Origin of the sequence: Bacteroides sp. NSJ-39 (assembly GCF_014287315.1) — a bacterium.
Classification (GTDB): domain Bacteria; phylum Bacteroidota; class Bacteroidia; order Bacteroidales; family Bacteroidaceae; genus Bacteroides; species Bacteroides finegoldii.
In genome coordinates this window covers 68,688-90,651 of record NZ_JACOOB010000006.1, presented here as the reverse complement: position 1 = coordinate 90,651, position 21,964 = coordinate 68,688, and the positions used below count along the sequence as shown (strand labels likewise).

The window sequence follows — 21,964 nt, the reverse complement described above, 5'->3', positions numbered from 1 at the left end:
TTTAACAATATACCATATCCATTTGTGCCATATCCGTCATGCGGCATTCCTTCGGAAAGTCCGGATATTCCGCATAAGGGTCCTCCCTGAGCAGCTCCCGGTCATCCTCGTAATCCTTGTCGAAGTTATACATTGCAGCCTCCTGCACCGTTGCATACTGTGACGGAGCCGGTTGTTGCATCCAGCGATTGTCCGCCAATTGCGGTTGCGGCACCTGTACCGGTTGATGGAACCGGATTTCTTGCGGTTGTGGAGCAGCCTGCTGAGGAACCGGTTGCGGTGCAGGTTGCCTATATTGTACGGGCTGTACTTGCGGCTGTGCAACGGGTTGCGGAGCCGGGGCAGGCTGTTCGGGCATGAACATCGGAACTTGCTCTTCGCTCCGGTATTGTGGCGTCTGGGCTGCCATCGGTTGTGGAGCCGATTGCTGCAAGGATGGCTGTGGATCAGTTACCGGCGGCTGTACCATGTCGAACAGACTTCCCTCGGATGCCTTCTTCTGCACTTCCGCCATTTTTTTGTCAATGTCCGCCTGTTTGTCCGGCTGTGCCAGTACCTTAGCCTGCCTGAGCCAGGTCAATGCTTCGGAATAATGCTTTCCTGCCGTGGCATCCTCAGCTTTCTTCAGCAGTTTTTCCATCTTTTCCCGTTTTTCACGGGCTTCCTTGGACTCCTTTTCCACCGTAGGCTTGGAGGTTTTGCTTTGTGAAACCGCCTGCTCTGCCTGCTTCTCGAACGATTCCAGGTTGGTAAGGATACCTTGCGCTTTCTGTACGGGTGCACCGACAGCCTGCAGGAATCCTGCATCCAGTTCTTCCGGCGTACCGTTCAGGATGAGCGGGACAATGCGTTCTCCGGCCTTTACTCCCGACCGTCTGGGAACGACGGCAACCGTCAGATTGTCGTTTACCCGTCTGATGTTGATACTCAGGTCTGTGCCTGCCGTAATCATTTGGTTGATTGCTTGAAAAAACATAATGGTAAAATTTAAAATGTTATACATAAGTTTCCTTGAAAAAATCCTTCAGGATTCTCTGCCTGTCCGGATTCGAGGCGATGCCTTTCAACGGTTCCAGATAGTAGCCGATACGTCTGGGCCCGTCTGTCGTACAGGGAGGCTGTCTTTTGACAGGTGTTGTCCGGTTTGTGGCAGGCCATGCAGCCGGCATGACCGGAGCCGAGGATGTAAATGTGTAAGTTCTCATATCTTCTGCATTTGATGGTTATACAAGCATGCCCATGACAATCAGGACAAGGATTGTTTTCAAGACAAAGGTGAATGTCCTGAAGGCGAGACGGACCAGTGTTCCGGACATAAGGAACAGGACAGACAGGTACACGGGAATGACGCCCTTGCAGTAAAGCAGGCATATTCCCGTAAGCAGAACCAGTGCGACCACTTGCCTGCAGATGTTTTCGATGAGTTTCAGTTTCATGTCTTTAAATTTTTAAGAATGAATAATCCCATCGGGATATGTTTTCCCGATTTTATAGGCCTCCGGCCCTTGGATTGCCTTTTTGCGCAAGGCTTGGCAAAAGAAAATACCGCAGCGAAGCGAGGATGATTTTCTTTTAGCCGACCAGCCCCTGAAAGGGGCCGCCTTGCGGCAAAAACGAGGCAATCCAAGACCTTTGCCGCTTAAAAGCGGAAAAACGTATCTTGTACATATATAAAAAAGAGGCACAGACCCCAGTCTGCACCTCTTCTGTTCCGTACCTTCCGCCCAGCCGTCTATATGGAACCATGCGGCTGTCCATCTTCCGAAAGTTTCCGGAAAATCTCACCGGTAACCTCATTTACCGTTTCCAATACGCCATCCAGAAATTCTTTCTGTGTGAGTTCTCCCTGTTCAATCCGTGCCAGCTCCGCTTCCCAGCCGGAGGTGAGGGAGGCGTCAGCCACTTTCATTCCGCGTACCGTTTCATATAAAAGAAGACCTTTTGGGGTCGGGATAATGTATTTGCCCGAATACCGGATATATTTACGCTCCAGAAGCGTACGGATGATATTCGTGCGCGTGGATGCGGTTCCCAGACCGGTCTTGTCCATATAGTCCGCCAGTTCCTCATCCGTATAAGGGGCAGCGGGCAGCGATTTCCTGTGTATAAGGCTGCATCCCGTTACCGGCAGCTTCTCCTCCCGAAAAAGTTCAGGGGGTACGGGACAGAGGTCGTTGTCTTCCGCGACAAGCCGTTCCCTCTGAAAGATACCGAGCCACCCCGCTTCCAGAATACGGTATGTACGGATTCGGAACTTGCGTGCGGCACAGACCGCTTCAACCGTCGTATATTCCACCTTGCAGGGCGGCATGAACGTTTCAAGCATCCTGCCGACAACAAGGGTGTAAACCAGCCTTTCCTCCCTGTCCAGTTCCCCCGGCTGTATGCCGGTGATGACAATGGCATGATGCTCCGCCGTGTCCTGATTTCCGGTTACGCCTTTCCTTGCAGCAAGGTCGATCATACCGGCATATTGACGGAATTCCTTGCCGGACAGCAGCTTTTCCATAACCGGAGGCAACATGTCATACACGTCTCCGGGCAGCAGACGGCTGGAAGTGCGCGGGCAGGAGATCAGTTTTTTCTCATACAGGCTTTGGGTAATTTCCTGCACCCGTATGGCTGTCAGGTTATGGTAACGGTTCGCATCCTTCTGAAGCCCGGTCAGGTTATAAAGGGCAGGTGCGGTGATTTCCTCAGTCCGGCTGTTGACCGCCGTGATACGGGCATATCCTGCCGCCTTGCAGTCCTCGTAAAGTTCCAGGGCATCCCGGCGGTTGCAGAAATCTTCCACATGTCGCATCTTTATTATCTTCCCGTTCTTGCAGAGGCTGACGAATACGGGCCAGCTGTCTGCGGGAATGTGATTTTCCCTTTCCCTGTACCGTCCGCTTATCGCTGCCAATACAGGGGTCTGTACCCTTCCAAGCGAGTTGTTCCCGAAACCGACCGCCTTGCAGACGGCATAGCTCGAATTGACTCCAAGAAGCCAGTCGGCCTTGTTGCGGCTGTCTGCCGCCAAAAACAAGTTGTCGAACAGGCTGCAAGGACGAAGGTTTTCCATTCCTTTGGCAATGGCTTCGTCCGTCAAGGAGGAGATCCACAGGCGGAGGCAAGGTTTCCTGCATCCCAAAAAACGATAAAGATACCGAAACAGCATTTCCCCCTCGCGGGAAGCGTCGGTTGCCGCAACAATGGTGTCACACGCATCGAACACCCCGGCTATCACCTTCAACTGGAGCACCGCATTGATGTCGGGATTCCATCCCGTGTCCGTCTTTACATGCCGTACCGTCAGAAAAGGAGGCGGTAGCAGGGGGAAGTTCTCCCGCTCCACCCATGCCGTACCGGTATCTTTCGGCATCGCCAGGGAAAGTATGTTGCCGTATGTCCATGTTACCATGTATCCGTTTCCGCTCATATATCCGTTCTCTTTTCTGTCAGCTCCCAAAACCCTTGCTATCTCTCTGCCCACATTGGGCTTGTCAGTCACTATCGCTATCATATTCTTTTTCCTTTTGATGTTCCGTACCGTCAGGAACGGCACGGAACGTGAGTTATACTTATTGTTTCCCGGTCAAACTGCCGCCTCCTCCTTCTGACGGAGACCGTTTATTTCCATAACCGGTCTGCCGTTGCCGTCGGGTACCAGCTTCAGCGTGGCATCCATTGTCAGGCTGAGGACCGAAATATGGAGTTTCAGCGGAACGATGCCCGTTTCCTTTCCTTGCAGCAACAGTTCCATGTTGCCTTCCGCTTCCAGTTGTTTCTTACTGATACCTGCGGCCTTCAGACCGTCCCAGTCGATATCTTCCGTCTTATAAATATGACGGGTATTCTGATCCGTATTCATACGATTCGTTTTTTTAGGTTTGTATGATTGATTCTGTTTCTCTCCGGGCAGGTCTATACTGCCTGCGATGCACCCTTCTTCTGCTCCTGCTGCTGTCCCTGTGCGGTCTCCGTCTGTGCGGCACGGCGGGAAGTGTCCCTGCGGATGTCCGGATTTTCCTGAAAATACTGCAACTGCCCGGAATAGGGATTGACTTTCAGGTAGGAACTGAAGGTCTGCCCGTTGTTTTTCAGCCCTTCGACAAGCAAAGTCTTGCCATCCTGGAGGTTCGCTTTTTCCTGTGCCGTGAACACGTGCCCGTAAACCTCCGCCGGAATACGCGGTGCCTGCTGCTCGTTGAATCCGTTCGGCGTGCGTGAATACATCGTCCTGCCGGTATTCATATCCAGCTTGACGAACGAGGAGAATTCCTCCCCGTTGCGCCCGATCATGTTTTCCAGATAGACCGGCTGTCCCTTGCGCAGGGTTTCCCTGTCTTCGGCAGTCAGCTGCACGTTGCAGATTTCCTTTGGAATATAAATCTCTCCGGTTTCCGGATTGTGCCGCGTGTAGTTCGGGCGCCCCGTAACCTTGTCTATCGTTACAAAGGACGAGAAGGTGTCATTCCTGTTCCTGAACTTCATGTCTTCCACCAGAATGGTATGTCCTTCGCTGAGCATTTTTATTTGGGTGGGCGAGAGAGGCACGCCTCCGATGGAACGTTCGTTGAAAATCTGGTTTTTCGGAAAGATGAATTCCAGTCCCCTGCGCTCGGCACTGTACTGGAGTGTGGCATCGAATTCCTTGCCTGCTTTGGAAGTCATACCCTCCACTTTGACAGGCTGTCCCTCCTTCAGCAGCCTGATCTCCTCTGCGGTAAGTTTGACCCCGCTCACTTCCTGCGGGATGTAAACGTGCTCCTGACGGACGGCAACCAGCTCGTTGGTGCTCTTGTCGATGGAAATCAGACAGGGGGTATATTCACTGCCGCGCAGGTTGAGTTCCGCCACACGCCCCATGTTGCCGGTCTCACGCAGGTTCTTCTTGTCCTCCTCGTTAAAGTTAAACCCGAAATAAGGACGTTCCAACTGCGGTTCCTTGCGTATGCCGTGAATGGCCAGTCCCACCTGTCCGTCCTGTTGCGGGATGAGTGAGAGCCTTGCATCCAGTTTGGCTGTCAGCAAACCGGAAAGATGGATGGTCAGGGGCACCAGTTTGTTGGTCTTGTAGCCCTTCAGCATGGAATCAAGGAGTCCCTGCTGTTCCAGCGAAGCCTTTGAGATTCCGACCTTTTCCAACTCCTCCCAGTTGACCATGTTCTCATTATACCGGTAACGCGGTCCTTGCGACTCCTGCGCTGCCTGTTGAGCCTGAGGCTGCTGCTGTTGCTGTGCCGCCTGCTGTACTTCGCTCTGTTGCAGGGGTTCCTGCGGTTGTGTCTCTTTGTCTGCCATAGCTGTTTTTTCTTTTTGGTTTACACTTTGTTCCTTCTTGTTTTCTCTCGGACGGATTTCGTAGCGTTTGAGGAACTCTTTCACCGCATCCGTCTGCTTTCCCTCCGACAAATCCCTGATGGCCTGCTTGTTCACCTTGTAGTCGTGGTAGGTCATGCGGAGCAGGCGGAAATGGGTAGGTTCCTTGAACTGGCTCCAAAAATTCTTGATGAAGTTTTCGAGAATACTCGAATTCTTGTCGAATTTCAGGAATGAGTTTTCATTCTTCTCGTCCGCCGGAACCGTCTTCGCTTTTCCGTCCTTGTCAATTTCACTGACAGCCTGTACACCGAATTTCGGATCGTTCTTGTTATGAACCAGCATCAATTCCGTAATCTGTTCCACTGGAAGAGCATCACTTCCGGCCTTCGGTTTCCGGGTCCGTTTGGGCTTTTCGTTCGGGGTCTTTTCTTGTGCCATACCTTTTCTTTTAGGGGTTAATGAATTGCTTTGACGCTTCAAAGGTATGGGGTATTTTCAAATAATATGCTGATTCTCAAAAAGGTGTCATCAGATGTCATCAAATGTCGTCAGATGTCATAAACATGACTGTTTCCAACGGCTAAACCGTGAACGGAGAAGAAGGGAAGTGAATAAACGGAAAGAGAGAAGATACGTGAGGCAGAAGGGAAAAAGCCTGCGCATCCGACACCAGAAAAAGAGCAGGCGGGCAGGCAAGACAAAACCATGCAGAACAGAGGGAGCTGAAGCCCCCTGTCTTCTCATGCCTTCCGCTTTTTTACAGCAAGACTTTCATAAGACCTGTATTCCGGCTGGATATGTGGAATTTCATGGATTATGAAACACGGCCTCTTCAAGCAGCCCATATCCTTTATCCATGCGTCACGTCGGTCGCAGTTTGCCCCTGTAATCGTTTTTCAAATCGAATCTGGATTGCCGCCGCATTCTTTTTCGTGAAAATTTTCCACGGCGAAGCCGCAAGGAAAATTTCCACGAAAAGATTCGGCAAATGCGGCTGGCAAGACAAATTCGATTTTCCTTTGATGAGGGGGAAAACTGTATCGCAAACAAACCTATCTGGAAATCCCGTGCAGGCTCATTCTCTTGTAAAGGGTCGGGCGGCTGATTCCCAACAAGGCCGCTGCCTGTGTCAGGTTCCCTTTAGAGATGGAAAGAGCCGTCTTGATCTGTTCTATGTTTCTTCTTTCATCTTTCTGCAAACACTTGTCTATCTTCTCTTTCCCCATGGGGTCAGAAACGGGCTCTCCCGTATATTGGAGCCGTAAGGAATTGGGGGTAATCAGTTTTCCTTTGCATATCAATACCGCCGCATGAATGACCTGTTTCAGTTCCCGTACATTTCCCGGCCAACTGTATCCCAGCAGCATCTTCTTTGCCGGTTCGTCAAAATCCAAGACCTCTTTCCGGAGCAACCCGCAAGATTGCTCCCGGAAAAAATCCGCCAAAGGCAGTATGTCCTCCAGGCAATTATGCAATGCAGGTACGGTGATGGTAAAATCCTGAAAGCGATAAAGCAGATCCTTCCGGAAACGCTTTTCCGCAACAGCCTCCTGCAAATCCTCATTGGTAGCCGCAATGATGCGCACATCCATCAGCCTGTCCCGTTGTCCGCCTACCGGACGATACCGCCGTTCCTCCATGGCACGCAACAGCATCCGCTGCGTTTCTATCGAAAGGTTCTCCACCTCATCCATGAACAGGGTGCCTCCCTGCGCTTCCTGAAAATATCCTGCCTTTTCCTCTGTGGCTCCGGTAAACGCCCCCTTGACATGACCGAAAAAGGCGGAAGGTGCCAGCTCTTTGGACAAACTGCCGCAATCGACCGTTACATACGGCTTGCCGGATCTGAGGCTCTGCCTGTGAATCTTTTTTGCCAGGTGTTCCTTTCCCGTTCCGGTGCTTCCCAATATCAGTACCGTCATATCCGTCGGCGCTACCATGTGAATGTACCGGTTCAACTCGCAAAAAGGGGTGCTTTTGCGTTCATAGATTACCTTGGTGAAAGCCTCGTTCACCGTCCTTATTTTTTTGATGACGGGCAGCAGCCTGGTTTCAACCAGCGGTTTGAGGATATAATCTTCAGCACCCAGCTTCATGGTATGAACCGCGGAATGTATCTCTTCATAGTTAGTCATCATGATGAACGGGTGCATATAGCCGTTCTCCCTCATCCACTGCAACAGCGTGGTACTTTCCCCGTCAGGCAATCTTAAATCCGCCAATACGATGTCATCCTCACGGACGGATCTCCCAATGACCTTCTTAGCCTGTGCCAGCCTGTAAGTCCTTACAGTATCCAAATCCGCCTTCTGCAAAAAATTGCAGATATAATTACAGAACAAGACATTGTCCTCAACAACAATTACTCTCATAAGCCTTCTTAGCCTGTTGTGCCAAACATATTATTTCTTTTCCTTTATCCAATACCTGCTGTACAGTCCGCCCGAACTCGTCCACAGAAAACTCTCCCGAATCCTGAAGCAGTGCAAACAACTCACGCAGCGGCTTGCCGGCATGAATGATCTCCCACGAGCCTGTCAGATGATGTATCCATTCTTTCAGTGCCTCATGATCATTCTTTTCTGCACATTCAGCCATAGCCTCCATATCCTTCCTTGTCTCCCGAATCAGGGTATCCAGCATCTTCCTCCTGTTCCCATATTTCAGCAGGGCGTCGAGGTCTATCTGTTCAGACTGCCTTTCACTTCCCAGACATTCCGTACATACCTGCAAAAGCTCTTCGGCGGAAAACGGCTTTTTCAAACAGCCCGAAAATCCTGCCGCATACAAATCCCCCGTATCGCAGTTTCCCGATGCGGTACTCGCGATAACCGGAATGCTCCGTGAGTTTCCCACATTGGCCATGCGCAGGAGATTCAACACCTCGAATCCGTTTGTCCGGGGCATTTTCAAATCCGTAATCAAAAGGTCATAACTACGGCTGCGGACATGCTCCATCAGATCACGCGTGTTCTCACATACCGTGCAAGCCACCCCGTGATACGCAAACATTTCCCTGATTGCCGCCAGCAAAACGGTGTCATTGTCCAATACCAGTACCGTATAGGACCGTACGGAAATCCGGCTCCTGCCGCTCTCCGCCATCGCTTCCTCTGCCACAGCCAGAGGAAGACAGACAGTGAACCGGCTGCCCAACCCTTTCCGGCTTGCCACTTCAATCCTGCCGTTCAACAATCCGACCAGACCTTTTACTATTGAAAGTCCCAGTCCGACCCCTTCTTCCGCAATCGCATTGGGAAGCCTCTCGAATGCAGTGAAAATGCGTGTCTGCTCCTCATCGTCCATTCCGGTGCCGGTATCTTCCACGATAAGCGTCAATACGCCCTGGTCAAATTGTGTGCGAACCGTTACACTTCCCCGCTCCGTAAACTTGATTGCATTGGACAACAAGTTGCTTCCTATCTGTATTATCCTGTCCCTATCTCCTATAACAACCGTATCTCCGGCACTCAGCACGTTCAGCAAAAGGTTTTTTCCTGCCGCCAGCGGCATAAAATCCGTTTCCAAAATCTCGGTGACGGAACATAACCTGAACGGGACAGGAACGGCCTTTTCCCCGCCACTTTCCAACCGGAAAAATCCCAACAGGGAATTCAGCATGGAAGACATGTGTCCCGCCACCTGCCGTATGTTCCGGTTGTATTCCCTGCACTTCGACACTTCTCTTTCCGTGGAAAGCAATTCCGCATAGCTGCTGATAGAAGCAAGCGGCGCGCGCAAGTCATGGGTTACGGCCAGCATGATTTTCTTTCTTGCCTCAATCAGCTCCTCGTTTTCAAGAACGGTCTGCTCCAATTGACGGACTGTGCCTTCCAGCCTTTTTTTATAACGGTTTATACGCATCATATCCCGGTGTATCACCATGTAAGACCATATCAGCAGCAAAACCATGAATGCCGTCAGACCGATGACCGTGGCAAATGACCGTTTCCCGGCTTCCGCAACTTCTTCTTCCTGTCTCTTCAATTCCGCTTGTACCGTTCCGTCCATATTCTCAATCATCTGCCGCAACTGCACGTTCAGCCTTCTGTTCATCCCATCCAAGCTGTCCGTCCGTTCTGCCAGCTTCCGGGCATACGTCTGCTGTCTGCCCACCACGCTCCGGTTAAGTTCATGAAGCATGGAGGCGGCAGAAGGAGAATCCGCCTTGTGGCGTTTTGCGAACAACCTCTTCAGGAATCCCCCTTTTTGGGCATTTTCCCGTTCACTCTGTCTGGCAATGGCCGGAATCTGCGCTGCAATTTCCCGGTCGGCTTCCTCCTGCCTGTGTACCCAATATATGATTTCCCGCATATACCGCTCCTTGTCGCTCCACAAATTACGGATGCTGTCTGTATGTGAGCCGGAAGAGGAGTACCTCAAGCTACACAACAGGCTGTCAATGTGCCGTCTCTGCTTCTGAAATAATAAAAAATCCTGCTCACTCCACTCCATAAAGGTTTCACAGAAGAAAGAAAGCCTGAGCATTTTCACATATATATCATTTATCTCATGCTTTTTCCGGTTAATCATCCGTACTTCCATTTCCCTGGCCTTAGTCTCTTTCCATTCGCAGATGCCAACGTAAGCAATACCACTTATGATTACAATCTTGACCATATATCCTACCGCTATTTTGGCAAGAAGCGGTTGCAGGCGCAAAGATTTCAACAATTTATTCCTACTTTCCAATTATTCACTTTTTAATTCATTATATTCTATTAAAATTATTTGCAAAATAAACCGACTGGTCGGTTTATTTTGCAAAGATAAGCCTTTTCCAAGAATAATGAAAAAAAACAGGTTCCAGCAAGTAAAGTTTTATCATTTATCAGTCTAAAAGACAACGGAATGAACTGATAGGGAGGAAAAGGAAAGGAATGCGGGCTTAAATTTCTGAGAACATCCCCAAGAAAGTCTTACCAATAGAAGTGTTCAATGCCTGTCTGCTGAACGCCTTGGCATCCTTCAAACTTATTTTATGACCATAAGCCACATTGGAAAGAAAGTCCTGTTCCCGGATAAGGAGTTGCTGATACATTTGTGGAAATTCGTCCATATATTCATGGGCGGAGGAAACAAACTGCATATAACATATCAGGAGATTGCCATTCAGATGTTTTGGAAAACTGTTTATCACCCGTTCTATCGGATTCCTGTATTGCCTTAAAAACTCATTCCAATCCTTGTCAGCCAAGGAATACATTTCACAAGAAATCTGCGAGTCGGGGAAAAAACGCATTCTGACAACCGCATCAATCAGTTTCTTTTTGGAAGGAAAGTAGTGTATGACAGCCCCTTTGGATTTATGCACGGCGACAGCCACATCGCAGAATGAGGTCTGCTTCATTCCTTTTGTGATGAATAACCTGTATGCCTCCTCTATAATCCGCTGTTTCAAATTCGGGTCCATCCTACTGCCTATATTATAAAAAATAGCACAGACGCAATCAACATCCAAACATGGTAGTGGAATACCTAGAGACGAAGTGACGCACCTGTGCTATATATTTTAATATAGCGCAAGCTGTCATATTCCATCTTGTCTCTTTGAAATTTTCCACTTTTCGTTTGGAAGATGATATATGATACTATACTATGTCGTTTTAACAGCGCAAAAATACGTTATTTATCGTTTATTTCCAAATTTATACGACACTTAATAGCACTGTTCCATAAGAAAAGCGTCCGCTTTCAGGGACAAGCAGCAGTATTTTTTCTCCCGGCATGAGCTTATGTGTCTTCCAGAATTGATCCAGAATCGCAAATATGGCTGCTGAAGCAATATTTCCGACTTCCGGCAAATTAGTGAACCATTTGCTCTTGTCGATTCCAATCCCCACTTGTTCAAGCTCATTTATTATTTTATCATAAAAAAACATGGAAGAAACGTGAGGAAGAACATAGGAAATTGTATCCGGCAATACATTATGTTTCTCAAGACAATACTTAATGTGCTTAGCCCAATATCGTACAGCATAGTTTCCCAGCAGTTTTACATCTTGTTTTACAACAAACAGTGAACGGTCTATCCTTTCCTGACTGCTGAATGATTTCCAGCTTTTCAACTCCCCGTCATCTTTACTCTCTGCTCCCATAAACATACACGTGGGCAATTCATTCGCAAATGAAGTCATTTCCACCCACTCAACTTTTAAAGTCTTTTCCTTACCCGGTTGATTCTGAAGCAATACAGCACTGGCGCCATCGCTCAACATAAAACGCAAAAAATCTTTCTCCAGTGCCATATAGGGCTGTGTTCCTATATCGGCACATTTTTCATATTCAATATCATAGTTCTTTGAAAGCAGTGTAGCCGAAGTCAATTCTGAAGTACTACATATCGCATTCTTTTTTTCTCCTGATAAAATACCCCAAAAGGCGGTTTTAAATGCCTGAAGGCATGACAAGCAGATACCTGAAGCAGAAAAGATTTCCATCGGCTTGTTTTTCAGCAATCCGTGAACCATAGAAGCATGGGACGGAAGCATCTGATCCGGACTTGAGGTTGCACATGCCAACAATTCAATATCCGACTCCGAAACAGAAGAATCCTGTAACAGCTTCCGTATTGAATCAGCCGCCATTTCCGCATTTGTATGCGTTATTTCCTGTCTTTTTGTGAGTGCATAATAACGTTGTTTGATACCATTCTGCTTTAAGATGACAGGCTTAACTCTTGAATGTTTTCCTGCAATCAATCCTAAAAACTCTTCCATGTCCTCATTAGAGACCGGTTTATTAGGGAAATAACAAGATGTTCCCGTAATAAAAACATCATTTTTCATTTTCTTACTTGTTTTTAATTAGAAAATATATAAAGTACAATTGTTCTCTTAAGGAATTCACATCCAATCCATTTCTTAATGCATCCTGATATGATTTACCCAAGAAAATCAATCTGATTTGTTGAACAAGCAAATCTGTATTGCAAGAGCTGCGTATCTCACCGTCCTTTTGTGCTTTGACAACAACCTGTCTTAACTGCGCCATCTCATTTTTTTCAATCTCACTCAGCATCTGGTGAAATCCGGGATAATATTTTTCAGCCTGCAAAATCAGACTCATATACGCACGCGTACCATTAATATTAGCTTCCGGCATGACAAACTGAGAAAGTCTATCCATTGCTTTTGCAATGTTGTCAACATATTGATTGAAGTATTCGAATAAAGACAAACCTGACAGATTATCTGACGCATGTTTTACCCGCTGCACGTCTAAAATATAAACGTTGATGACATCTATAAACAATTCCTGTTTTGTCGGATAATGATAAGAAGTACAGCCTCTTGACAGATTAAGGCTTTTCTCTATATCCTTTAGGGGGACCATGCTGTAATCTTTTGTCAGAAACTGTTTGAATGCAGTCTCCCTTATTAAAGCTTTTGTTTCTGAACCTTTTGTTCCTTTCATGATAATCTTTTTTAGTATCACACAAAAGTAGTTTTTTTAGATGAAAATACATTTGGTTTTTAATATTATTAAATATGTATGCATTTTCAGATAAACTAAATGAACCAAAGGCTTTTATAAATCAATAAACACTTTCATGATACCTTATCGCAACATATTTTTATCCATAATTTCCTGTACCATCATAATTTTGGCTATATTTGTTTTCAAATAAGCCGATTAGTCGGTTTGTTCGGCATAGAGGAACCCAAACAGAAAGTGGAATTTCAAAACAGAGATGTTCCTCTATGTCTTTGTTATTCCATCTTCCGGCAACCGGATTCTATCCCTGTTCCACCATATCCCTAAAAAATACCGACCGGATGGTATTTTTTACGGCAAAAGTATAAATATATACCATAAAAACAAAGGGAAAGGCCAATTATGCATTCTATCGGCAAAGAAATGCCTATGAAATATACATAATCCGCTTTTCCCTATGAGAAACATTATGTTATCGGCTTATCTTGAAGGCATCTTCATCTTAACCTGTACTCCCTGTGAGTTTAAAACACGAACCGGTGTTTTTTCTCCGGCTTTCAAATAGAACAGAAGATAATCTTTCGCACGCTGGGACTCGAAGAGACCTTTTTCACGGTATTCGGCAATCCACTTTTGGATCATCGGAATCTGCCAGCGGTTCATCAAAATATAGTAGCCGAAATAATACTCCAAATCGCTCAGGAAAATATTGAGTTTCAGGTAATCCCACCAGAACAGTTCTTTCTTTTTGCTTTTGGCATTGAGTATGATAACCTGATGTTCATAAGTGTCACGGGGATTTTCCCAATCCTGTTGCGAAACAAATACATCGGGAATCACATTATCGGCATGGTCTTTTGCCGGAATGAAGTGAGACAAAGATTCAATGGAATCCTTTATCTTTTCATATAAGGATGGTTCGTACTCTTTGTTGTACAGTATAACATCCCGCAAACGGGTGGAAGTGAGATGGGTCACCACGGAACGTCCTATCATACAGTGATCCGGAACAGTCATTACCGATGCCAGCCTTTTCATGAATCTGATTTCCGCTTTTGCCTGTTCTTCCTTATCCGATTTTTTGAAAGGATAATCTGACCAAGCAATCTTCCGCATTCCCCGATGCAGGTCCGTAAGCTGCAAGCCCGCATAAGCGCAGAAAATGGAAGCACGAATAATCTTGAAGATAGGGGTACGGTCACTCTCGTGTGCCACGTAAGGCAGATTTTCCACTCCAAAAAGCATTTCATTTTCCGCTATCAAGTCGGCAGAGATTGTCTTGCCTTCTTCCAGCCGTCCCTTAATCTTGAAATTACGTTTTTGATATCCCCAGGTGTGAACAGGGCGCGTAGCTATCAGCGTCACACAATAATTGCCATTTTGCGGCGTGAAATCTACATTTTGCGGCGTTGCATTGAGCATCAGTTCGTTCAGCAACTTAATCTTTTGGGTATAGTCCATAAACAATTGGTTTTAAGTGAAACATTTTGTTAATAGTGCAAATGTAGGCATCAAGTTTCGTACCGGAGTTCCGTTTTTCGCCGAAAATCACTGCAACCTCAATAATATATTCTATTTTCATTCGAGCAAACACTTTCCGTTCGGCAACAAACCGATTAACGGGTCTGTTTTTGCAAATATATCTTTTTCCCTTTAAACAAGAGGAAAATACAGGATTTATTTTTCAGAAAACAATACATAAACAGGCTATGCAATCAATCCGCAATAAAAAGGGAGCATAAAAGAATGGTGGCAAAGGATACCAGAATCTGACGGGAGACTATAAGAACGAGATTTCCGTATCCGGCAATACATCGGAAATATTTTCAACCGGATTGATGGAAATTTTAGCGGCATGTAACCAAGACAACTTTTGCTTTAGTTTTTGCATCCAAATACTCATACGAACCTTATGTCCTTTTTCATCTGCCACATCCAGTTCTATACAGGCAATGATGACTATCTTTTTCTGCCCGTCAAGCAGCAACCGGTTAATCCGGGTGAAAAAATCTTCATCGTTGGTTGAGAAACGTGCCGCATTGGTTGCCGTGGCAATCGTGTCCCTGACTTTGACAGCAATCCTGCGCATCAATTCGTCGCCTTTTGCCTGAAGAACCTCTTGAGTTTCCGCATCGTGCGTATGCCCCCTGTAATTCTTCACCTCGACCAGAAACAGCTGTCTGTTATCGTGAATGCCCAAGAAGTCCACCGCCTTGGTAGGTTGCAAGGCATTGCTTACCTTTTTGTGTGCCAAATGTTCATCATACTTGACAACAGCCCATTGGGGAGAGCTGAACTTGAAGCTTATACCGCTTTCCTGAAAATCACTCATATCTGTTGATGAATTGCTGTTCCAAATCGTAAAATGCCGCATATTCCTCCAATATCGGATTGTTCTGTATGCCAGCCAAGGTTTCGCTTTCCTCTACCATAATTCCCTTATCTTCTTTTTTCAAGCCGAAGAACTTGACGGATATGTTCGTGTGCTCCTTGTATTCGGAATAGAGAGAAAGCGTATGTGTAAGCAGGTAGTCGTGAGTGGCGACGAAAATCTGCAAGCCGCATTCCTGAAGCACGCGGATAAACTTTGCCACGACTTTCACAAGAGCCGGATTCAGGTTGGCTTCGGGCTCGTCCCAGAACAGGATGGTGTCCGCATTGATTTCCCCATTCAGTATGAGGTACAAGATGGAAGCCAGCTTGCGGAGTCCTTCCGCCACCAAGTGCGCTTCCATGTTCCCTTTTTCTGTCTGTATATAGAAACGTCCGTTCATCTGCAAAACCTTGAACTGCAATTCCTGCTCCAGCAACTCGATAGCCGGTTTCAACGGATTATCTTCCGACTCACGCAATATGGGGAGTGACAACGCGTGTGCCAGGTTGATATACGTTTGGTCAAATGAAATTTCACGCTTACTGCTCAAACCGATAAAACCTTCGAACAAAGAGAACATCTCACGTGGGGGGATATAGATAAAGTGGCGGTCGTCCCACTTTTCGTCCGTTTCTAATTTTACAGTTGTTTTGGAAGCGGATGAGAAGCTGTATTGCAACAGTTTGCTGTCTATCGTGACTGCAATGTTTGCCCTGCCTGAAGGCACTCCCTTGTTGACCAAGTTGCCTATGACATCCGGCTTGAAATAAAATATCATGTCTTCCGCCAAGATATACTCAAATTGTTCCTTGGAAGCTGAGTTCTTGCCGAGGAAGTCATGGCGTGCCTGCAAAGTTGCCGCCAAGCATTTGAGAACGTGCGTCTTGCCCGTACCATTCTTGCCAATAAGGACGTTTATCCCTTTGGTGAAATCAAACCGGGTATTTGCAAAGCCTGTAAAATCAGTTAATAATATGCTGTTAATCATTGAATATGTTTCATTTATACTAAGTAACTACAAAGGTAATTTAAAAAACGGAAGCGACAAACCTGGTTTTAAAAAAGTTATGATTATTAGGCTTATGTTTTAGAACTATCAATGATTTGCCGACAGCACCGGAAGCCCGTATCATAAACGAAGCGAAACGGTACAAGAGTACATTGGCACGTGCCATCTGTAATCCGTTTTGGGACGATGCACCCCAGCAGGAACCGAATGCGCATTATCCGGCAGATAAAGCGGATGTGTCCGGCAGTTCCGTTGCCGAAGCTACTGTCTGTGCGGTCTGCCTTCTGTCGTTTATACGCTCCTTGTATGAGAAGCATCCGGTTGTTGTAACCAAAGACGGAGTTGCTATTCCGGTGGGGAATATATGGAAGGAGAAGCAATTGTCTTCCATCTTGTTTGAAAGAGAGGAATTGTCTCTCAAAAAGTATATCACGACCCGTTTCAGCGGGGGGGGGGAACTTGATTTCAGCCTTATTGATGACACTTATGGATTTTCCCTTGTTGACAATGAGAACCAAAACGAGTTTATTGATTCATTCTGCAAATTTGAAGAATTGGATTGGATTGCCATTGCAATGAACAATGGGTTGGATTAAAAACGTATAATAAAAATAAGAAAAGCAAGCGTTATTTTTCAGATGACCTATGGAAGAAAGGCATTAAGAAATTCAGAATCACTAAGCGGAACAGATGTTTTGGTTATTTGGAAAATGGTATTTTTTATGTGTTGAGGTTTGATTTTGAGCATGAGTTGAGTGATGTGGGGTAATGCTTTGTACAGCCTTGGTGTTATTTTTAATAAGGATAGTAGTAGGCTGTCCAAAAACTCATATCCTGTTATGTGCATTATGCTATGTTTTAGATAAAAGTTCTTGGACAGCTTGATTATACCTTTTCTATTTTAAGTCTTTTTACTAATTAACAAACAATCACAGATTTATAAAGATTGGCATCTTGCTTACCTCCATATACTTTCTGTAGGAAATTCAAGGATTACAAATCCTAAACCTCCGACTCTAATTGGTTGATTGGCATATTATATAGCATTTCTTAAGGGACGACTACTTAAAATTGAAATTATTGCATATCATCAATGAATAGTAAATCCCCATGATCTGTTTCACACAACAATTTTGTTAAATTTAAATCAACGATGTAATATTCAAAAAAAGAACATTCATTAATTATGTTAATTATATTTCCAATAGACGTTTTAAAAATATGCAAATCGTCCAACTCTGTTATAAAATAGCATATTTCTCTTTTATTAAAGAAATTCACAATTCTTTTATATTGGAACTCATCGTCAAAAACATAATTCAGAGGTTTCTTTTTGAAAGACAACCACCAAACTCGGGGATTACCAATTATAAATTTATCCTTGATTTCTTTTAGAATAGAAACTTTATTATCTCCTATTAATTCGGAAACTTGTTTTACAATGCCTAACTCTTGTGAGGCATTGACTATCTCTGAATATTTTTCATCATTATTATTCATACTTTTATTAATGTCTAATGGTATAAATCACCTGTTCCCTTTACATTTGAACGATGTGGATGAATATCTCCGTCATATGTTAAATTCCATCTTTGAGTACCTCCTTTACCTCTTTTTCCACCTGTTTGGACACCAATATGGGGCTTATGATGCCCTTTGGTTGCATCCATATCTGGGTGAGCTGAGTCATATGCTACTTTGGAGCCATTTGACCCTTTAAATTCGACTTCAGTTCCTGTAATGGGGTCTATTTTTGTTGGTTGAAATGTTACGTTTGGATCTCCTCCTGATGCTATTTTAAATGCTTCTTTTCGTGCAGCATCAAAATTGGGGAAATTTTTTGTCTCAACTAATCCCAATCTATCAACTTGGTAATTTACGTTTTTAACGTAATTGTATAGTTGCATACCGCCTTGTAATCTTATTGGGTCTTGCGATGAATATTTTCCAACAAAACTGTCATAATATCTAAACCTGTTATAATATTGTCCTGTTTCTTCATCCGCATACTGCCCTTGAAACCTGAACGGACAATCAAACTCCGTTCCCTTATTAACGGCAATCACTTTTCCGTAAATGTCCAGCGTGCAGTCCCAGATTTTGTTCCCCTGCTCGTCGAACATCTGGATGGGAGTACCCATATAATCGGACACAATGGAATACTGCTTGCTCTCCTGTATCTTTGCCGTAGGTACAAACGTACCTGCCTCGAACACCCAGGTAGTAATATCTTCTACCGGTTCTTTTGGAGGGATGTTTTCCTCTTCGTCCGATTGTAAGCCAATGGCTTTATAGCTCCATTCGTGTAAAGGTACGTTTCCGTCCCATACCCAACGTGTGACCTTTCCGAAATACTGCTTAGCCGTGCGTCGTCCCAACGCATCGTAGCGGAACTCCACCGGCCTGCCGTCCGGGCGTATCACTTTCTTCAGCATACCGTTGGACGCCCACTCGTAGAGCCATCCCATGCCTGTAGCTAGGCAGTGGATGCCGCGTTCCTTCTCCATGCGCTTCCGGTCGTACCTTACACCCGTTTCCTGCAACTGCTTGAACTCGCGGAAAATGAGGTTTCCCTCATCGTCGTAGTGATAGAAACAATCCGGGTCCTCCAAAAGTTTTCCACCGGCACCGTATTTGCGGTCTTTCTTGTCCGGTGTCTCAAAGAGGTTGCCCACGAAGTCCGGCACACGGTAAATCACATCCGTTTCCGAACCTTGCATAGTCTCCTGCCGGATAAGGAAGTCGAAACGGTCGTAGTCGTAACGTGTGACGGTACCCGTCAGTTCGTTCTCCTTGGAGAGCAGGCGGTTGGCGATGCCCCATTGGTAGCGGTAGGCGCCTTTCTCTATGCCGCCTGACCGTACCAACTTGCGTATCTCCCTGCCGAAGCAGTCACGTTCCGTCCTGACAGTCACACCGCTGGAAAAGGTGCGCTGTACTTCCAGCCCGGTATTGTCACGTACCCATGACGCCTGCCAGCTATCGCCCGCCTGCATGGTCTGCAAGTTGCCTTCCCGGTCGTACGTATGACGGATGTCCGCTCCCAGACTGCTGGTGATGCGGGTACAGTTGCCTTCGCTATCGTATGTGCGGTTGACGGTGTGTTCTCCCTGCTTCTCCTCTGTAATCAGTCCCGTCTTCCTGTCGCGGGTGAACTCCAACAGGTTTTCACTGTTCTTCGCCTTGACGAGCATACCGTCCTTGTCGTACGTGTAAAGAGATATCTCTCCGTCATACTGTTCCTCCTTCAGTATGTTGTCCAGTCCGTCATACAAGTATTCCGTCCATTTGTCCCCGGGGCGATTCACACGGGTAACACGTCCCGCACCATCGCGCTCGTACTCACGCCGCAACCCGTCGAAACCGATTTCCGTAACGACTTGCCCCAGCCCGTCCAGCTCGAAGAAATAGTTGTCGCCCGCCTCGTTGCCGATGCGGCGGAGCTGCAACTCACTGTTGTAGCCGAAGGTGATGTGGTGCCGTTCCTGCTCGCGGCTTTTCAGTACTCCCAGTGCCCCATAGGTGAATCTGACCTCGCGGATGTTGTCGCTGGCATGTATCATGTTCCCCATGGCATCGTACTCAAACCGGTGCACGTTGCCGTCCGGTTCTTCCAGCCGTATCAGGTTGTCCGCACGGTCGTAGGCATAACGGGTGGCATTGCCTTTGACGTCCACCGCCTGTACGAGCCTGCCCCTGCCGTCGTATTCCCACCGACGGAACAGCCCGTTAGGGAACTGTAGCAGCTCCAAATCGTAACGTCCGTTGAATGTGAGCGTATAGACACGCCCCTGTCCGTCCGTTATGGTTCGCAACACGCCTCCCTCGTAGGCATATTTCACTGTTTCTCCGCCCGGTGTGGTCCGGCTGACGACGCGGTCCAGTCCGTCATAGTCCCATGAAAGCCTTTTTCCACCCGGAGTGTAGAGCGAGACGAGGTTGCGATTGCCGTCATAGTCCAGGAAGGTGTCCTCCCCGTTCTCGTCCGTTATCCGGACCGGCTGACCGAACTCGTTGTAGGCGGTCTTACGGGTATAGCCTTCGGGATTGACCGTTACCTCCAGCTCCTGAAAACTGTTGTATTGGCGGCGGGTAATTCCTCCGTTGGCATCCACTATCTTATAGATAAGTTTGTCCTCACCGTAATGATATTCGGTTTCGGCATTTTCTCCGTTACGGATATGGGTATATCCCTTGCCGTAGCGGATGAAATATTCCATCACGCCTCCATCGCCCCATGTATGCACACAGCGGGCATTCTCCCCCTTACCTTCATATTCCCAATGGAAGGACATACCCCCTTGGTTGGTAAGCTGTACCAGCAGGTGTCCGCCGGAATAGACGAAATGCTTGCTGACATCCAGCGCATCCAGCGTTTCCACCATGTCGCCCCGGTCATCGTAACGGTAACGGACCAGCTTCACCTCCTCATCGTCCTGATTCACGGATACGCAGAGCACCCGTCCCAATCCGTCGGTTTCCACTTTCAGGAATTCTCCCCGTGAGGATATGATTCCTGCCAGCCTTCCCCCCGAAGCGTATTCGAAGCGGATCCGGAATCCGTCCTTCGTGGAAATGCCTGACACCATGCGGTAACCGGAGCGGTTTTCAGGACCGTCAAAACGGTATTGCAACCCCCGGATGTCCGTAAGCAGGTAACCCCGGCCATCGAGTGTCCAAGACAACTGTTCCTTGCGGTCAAAATAGGAATCTCCGGGTTTCAGTACGGGCAGGAAAGACTCCCGTCCGTCAGCATGGCGGAATGCGAACGCCCCTTCCTCCAGCTGCCGTATTCCCAGATTGTAGCTGTGGTGCCAGTTGTATCCCAACGGACCGTCCACGGCGGCATCACTGTAATAGGTACGTTCCCATACGACGGGAATCGGACCCGGAAGCTCAAAGTCTGCATTGGTGTGATAGACCCTGCCCGTAGCAGCGTCCACCGGCTCACCGAAAGTCTTGCACTTGATGGGCTGGAGAATGTCCGCCAGCCTGTTCATGCCTTTTTTCCTCAGCCTGTCGATCAGGTTCTGGAAGCGGTCGCCTATCTTCTTCCACATCTTGCCCAAGCCTTTCAGTCCGAACTTCATCGCCAGCGCAAATACATCAATGGTAGGCGGTCCTCCCACAAGCACGGGATTTCCTACGGATGTGATGGTGGAGAGCATGGAAGTGGGGGCAAGCAGGGCCTTGCTCACCTTCCTGGGCTTTCCCTTGCGGGGAATCGTCGGTATTCCCACAATGTTGCATGAGAGTGCCGGATGTGTGAGGGAGGAACATGGCGCACCGTCCGCCAGGACAGTGGAACTGCCCATCCACATCTCGGACTCGGACATACCGCTGACCAACGGGGCCGGATGCAATACAAATGCCGGCAGATGCACGATGCCGATACCTGCCTGCGCAATCCACTGGTTATGCACCTTGACCGACGGAGCCATGCTCTTGAGGATGTTGCACGCCACTCCGGCCACTCCATCAGCCGCAGGCGGCATGGCAGCCGCCATGCCGGCCATGAGGTCTGCCATGAGGTCGTACACTTTGCCTACATGAGGCACAGGCATGATGGGAGAGGGAGGGGTAACGGTAGGATGCATGTCTATCCCGATGGACAGGTCGCCGAACTTGGCGACAGGCATACCCGGCATGGAAGGAAGGATTCCGCCCAGACCCGCCTGAATCTCGTCCAAAGCCGCCTTGGAGGCTGAAAAAAGGTCGGCAAAGCCCCGTCTGACGCTGCTGCTACCGGCGGCGTCAGCTATATTCTTGAACACATCTGACATGGTGAGAATTTTTTAGAATGTGAAAAAGAGACAACCGGGCATTCCAACCGGCAC

The 21,964-nt window shown here is 47.3% G+C and carries 17 protein-coding genes; 1 reads left to right on the top strand and 16 read right to left on the bottom strand.

Features of this window, described 5'->3' with window-relative positions; translation table 11 throughout:
• Nucleotide 1 precedes the first annotated feature (1 nt).
• From H8S63_RS08905 to H8S63_RS08840, 14 genes are all read right to left on the bottom strand, one after another.
• On the bottom strand, nucleotides 2–976 hold the full coding sequence (locus H8S63_RS08905) for a PRTRC system protein E (RefSeq protein ID WP_186926543.1): 975 nt from the start codon (nucleotides 974–976) through the stop codon (nucleotides 2–4).
• 19 nt (nucleotides 977–995) lie between these two features.
• Entirely contained in the window at nucleotides 996–1,205 is a 210-nt protein-coding gene (locus tag H8S63_RS08900; protein ID WP_005858546.1) for a hypothetical protein, read from the bottom strand.
• A gap of 18 nt (nucleotides 1,206–1,223) precedes the next feature.
• The gene (locus H8S63_RS08895; protein WP_005858548.1) at nucleotides 1,224–1,436 is read right to left on the bottom strand and encodes a hypothetical protein; all 213 of its coding nucleotides are present in this window, start codon (nucleotides 1,434–1,436) and stop codon (nucleotides 1,224–1,226) included.
• Between the two features lie 296 nt (nucleotides 1,437–1,732).
• Nucleotides 1,733–3,505 (bottom strand): DNA topoisomerase, encoded by a 1,773-nt coding sequence (locus tag H8S63_RS08890; RefSeq protein ID WP_186926541.1) that lies wholly within the window; start codon nucleotides 3,503–3,505, stop codon nucleotides 1,733–1,735.
• Nucleotides 3,506–3,577: 72 nt separating this feature from the next.
• Complete coding sequence (locus H8S63_RS08885) at nucleotides 3,578–3,853, bottom strand: DUF4099 domain-containing protein (protein WP_004288697.1); 276 nt, start codon at nucleotides 3,851–3,853, stop codon at nucleotides 3,578–3,580.
• 53 nt (nucleotides 3,854–3,906) lie between these two features.
• A complete protein-coding gene (locus H8S63_RS08880; protein WP_186926539.1) occupies nucleotides 3,907–5,745 on the bottom strand; it encodes a DUF3945 domain-containing protein in 1,839 nt (612 codons plus the stop codon).
• A gap of 614 nt (nucleotides 5,746–6,359) precedes the next feature.
• On the bottom strand, nucleotides 6,360–7,679 hold the full coding sequence (locus tag H8S63_RS08875) for a sigma-54 dependent transcriptional regulator (RefSeq protein ID WP_186926537.1): 1,320 nt from the start codon (nucleotides 7,677–7,679) through the stop codon (nucleotides 6,360–6,362).
• On the bottom strand, nucleotides 7,660–9,999 hold the full coding sequence (locus H8S63_RS08870) for a hybrid sensor histidine kinase/response regulator (protein WP_186926535.1): 2,340 nt from the start codon (nucleotides 9,997–9,999) through the stop codon (nucleotides 7,660–7,662). Before H8S63_RS08870 ends, H8S63_RS08875 begins: the two co-directional genes overlap by 20 nt.
• Nucleotides 10,000–10,195: 196 nt before the next feature.
• A complete protein-coding gene (locus H8S63_RS08865) occupies nucleotides 10,196–10,720 on the bottom strand; it encodes a TetR/AcrR family transcriptional regulator (RefSeq protein WP_117943186.1) in 525 nt (174 codons plus the stop codon).
• Nucleotides 10,721–10,955: 235 nt separating this feature from the next.
• On the bottom strand, nucleotides 10,956–12,095 hold the full coding sequence (locus H8S63_RS08860) for a beta-ketoacyl-ACP synthase III (protein WP_005802583.1): 1,140 nt from the start codon (nucleotides 12,093–12,095) through the stop codon (nucleotides 10,956–10,958).
• 4 nt (nucleotides 12,096–12,099) lie between these two features.
• A complete protein-coding gene (locus tag H8S63_RS08855) occupies nucleotides 12,100–12,723 on the bottom strand; it encodes a TetR/AcrR family transcriptional regulator (protein ID WP_007832805.1) in 624 nt (207 codons plus the stop codon).
• Nucleotides 12,724–13,224: 501 nt separating this feature from the next.
• Entirely contained in the window at nucleotides 13,225–14,205 is a 981-nt protein-coding gene (locus H8S63_RS08850) for a pseudohemocyanin (protein ID WP_186926534.1), read from the bottom strand.
• 319 nt (nucleotides 14,206–14,524) lie between these two features.
• Entirely contained in the window at nucleotides 14,525–15,076 is a 552-nt protein-coding gene (locus H8S63_RS08845) for a hypothetical protein (RefSeq protein WP_005942711.1), read from the bottom strand.
• Nucleotides 15,069–16,106 (bottom strand): ATP/GTP-binding protein, encoded by a 1,038-nt coding sequence (locus tag H8S63_RS08840; RefSeq protein WP_186926532.1) that lies wholly within the window; start codon nucleotides 16,104–16,106, stop codon nucleotides 15,069–15,071. Before H8S63_RS08840 ends, H8S63_RS08845 begins: the two co-directional genes overlap by 8 nt.
• Nucleotides 16,107–16,222: 116 nt before the next feature.
• Between H8S63_RS08840 and H8S63_RS20065 the strand changes: the two genes are divergently transcribed.
• Nucleotides 16,223–16,723: a hypothetical protein gene (locus H8S63_RS20065; protein ID WP_225651716.1), complete on the top strand. Its 501-nt coding sequence runs from the start codon at nucleotides 16,223–16,225 to the stop codon at nucleotides 16,721–16,723.
• A gap of 481 nt (nucleotides 16,724–17,204) precedes the next feature.
• Here the strand turns inward: H8S63_RS20065 and H8S63_RS08825 are convergent, their stop codons facing one another.
• Complete coding sequence (locus H8S63_RS08825) at nucleotides 17,205–17,627, bottom strand: hypothetical protein (RefSeq protein WP_186926530.1); 423 nt, start codon at nucleotides 17,625–17,627, stop codon at nucleotides 17,205–17,207.
• Between the two features lie 14 nt (nucleotides 17,628–17,641).
• Nucleotides 17,642–21,910, bottom strand: a complete 4,269-nt coding sequence (locus H8S63_RS08820) for a DUF6531 domain-containing protein (RefSeq protein ID WP_186926529.1) — start codon at nucleotides 21,908–21,910, stop codon at nucleotides 17,642–17,644.
• Between the last annotated feature and the right edge of the window lie 54 nt (nucleotides 21,911–21,964).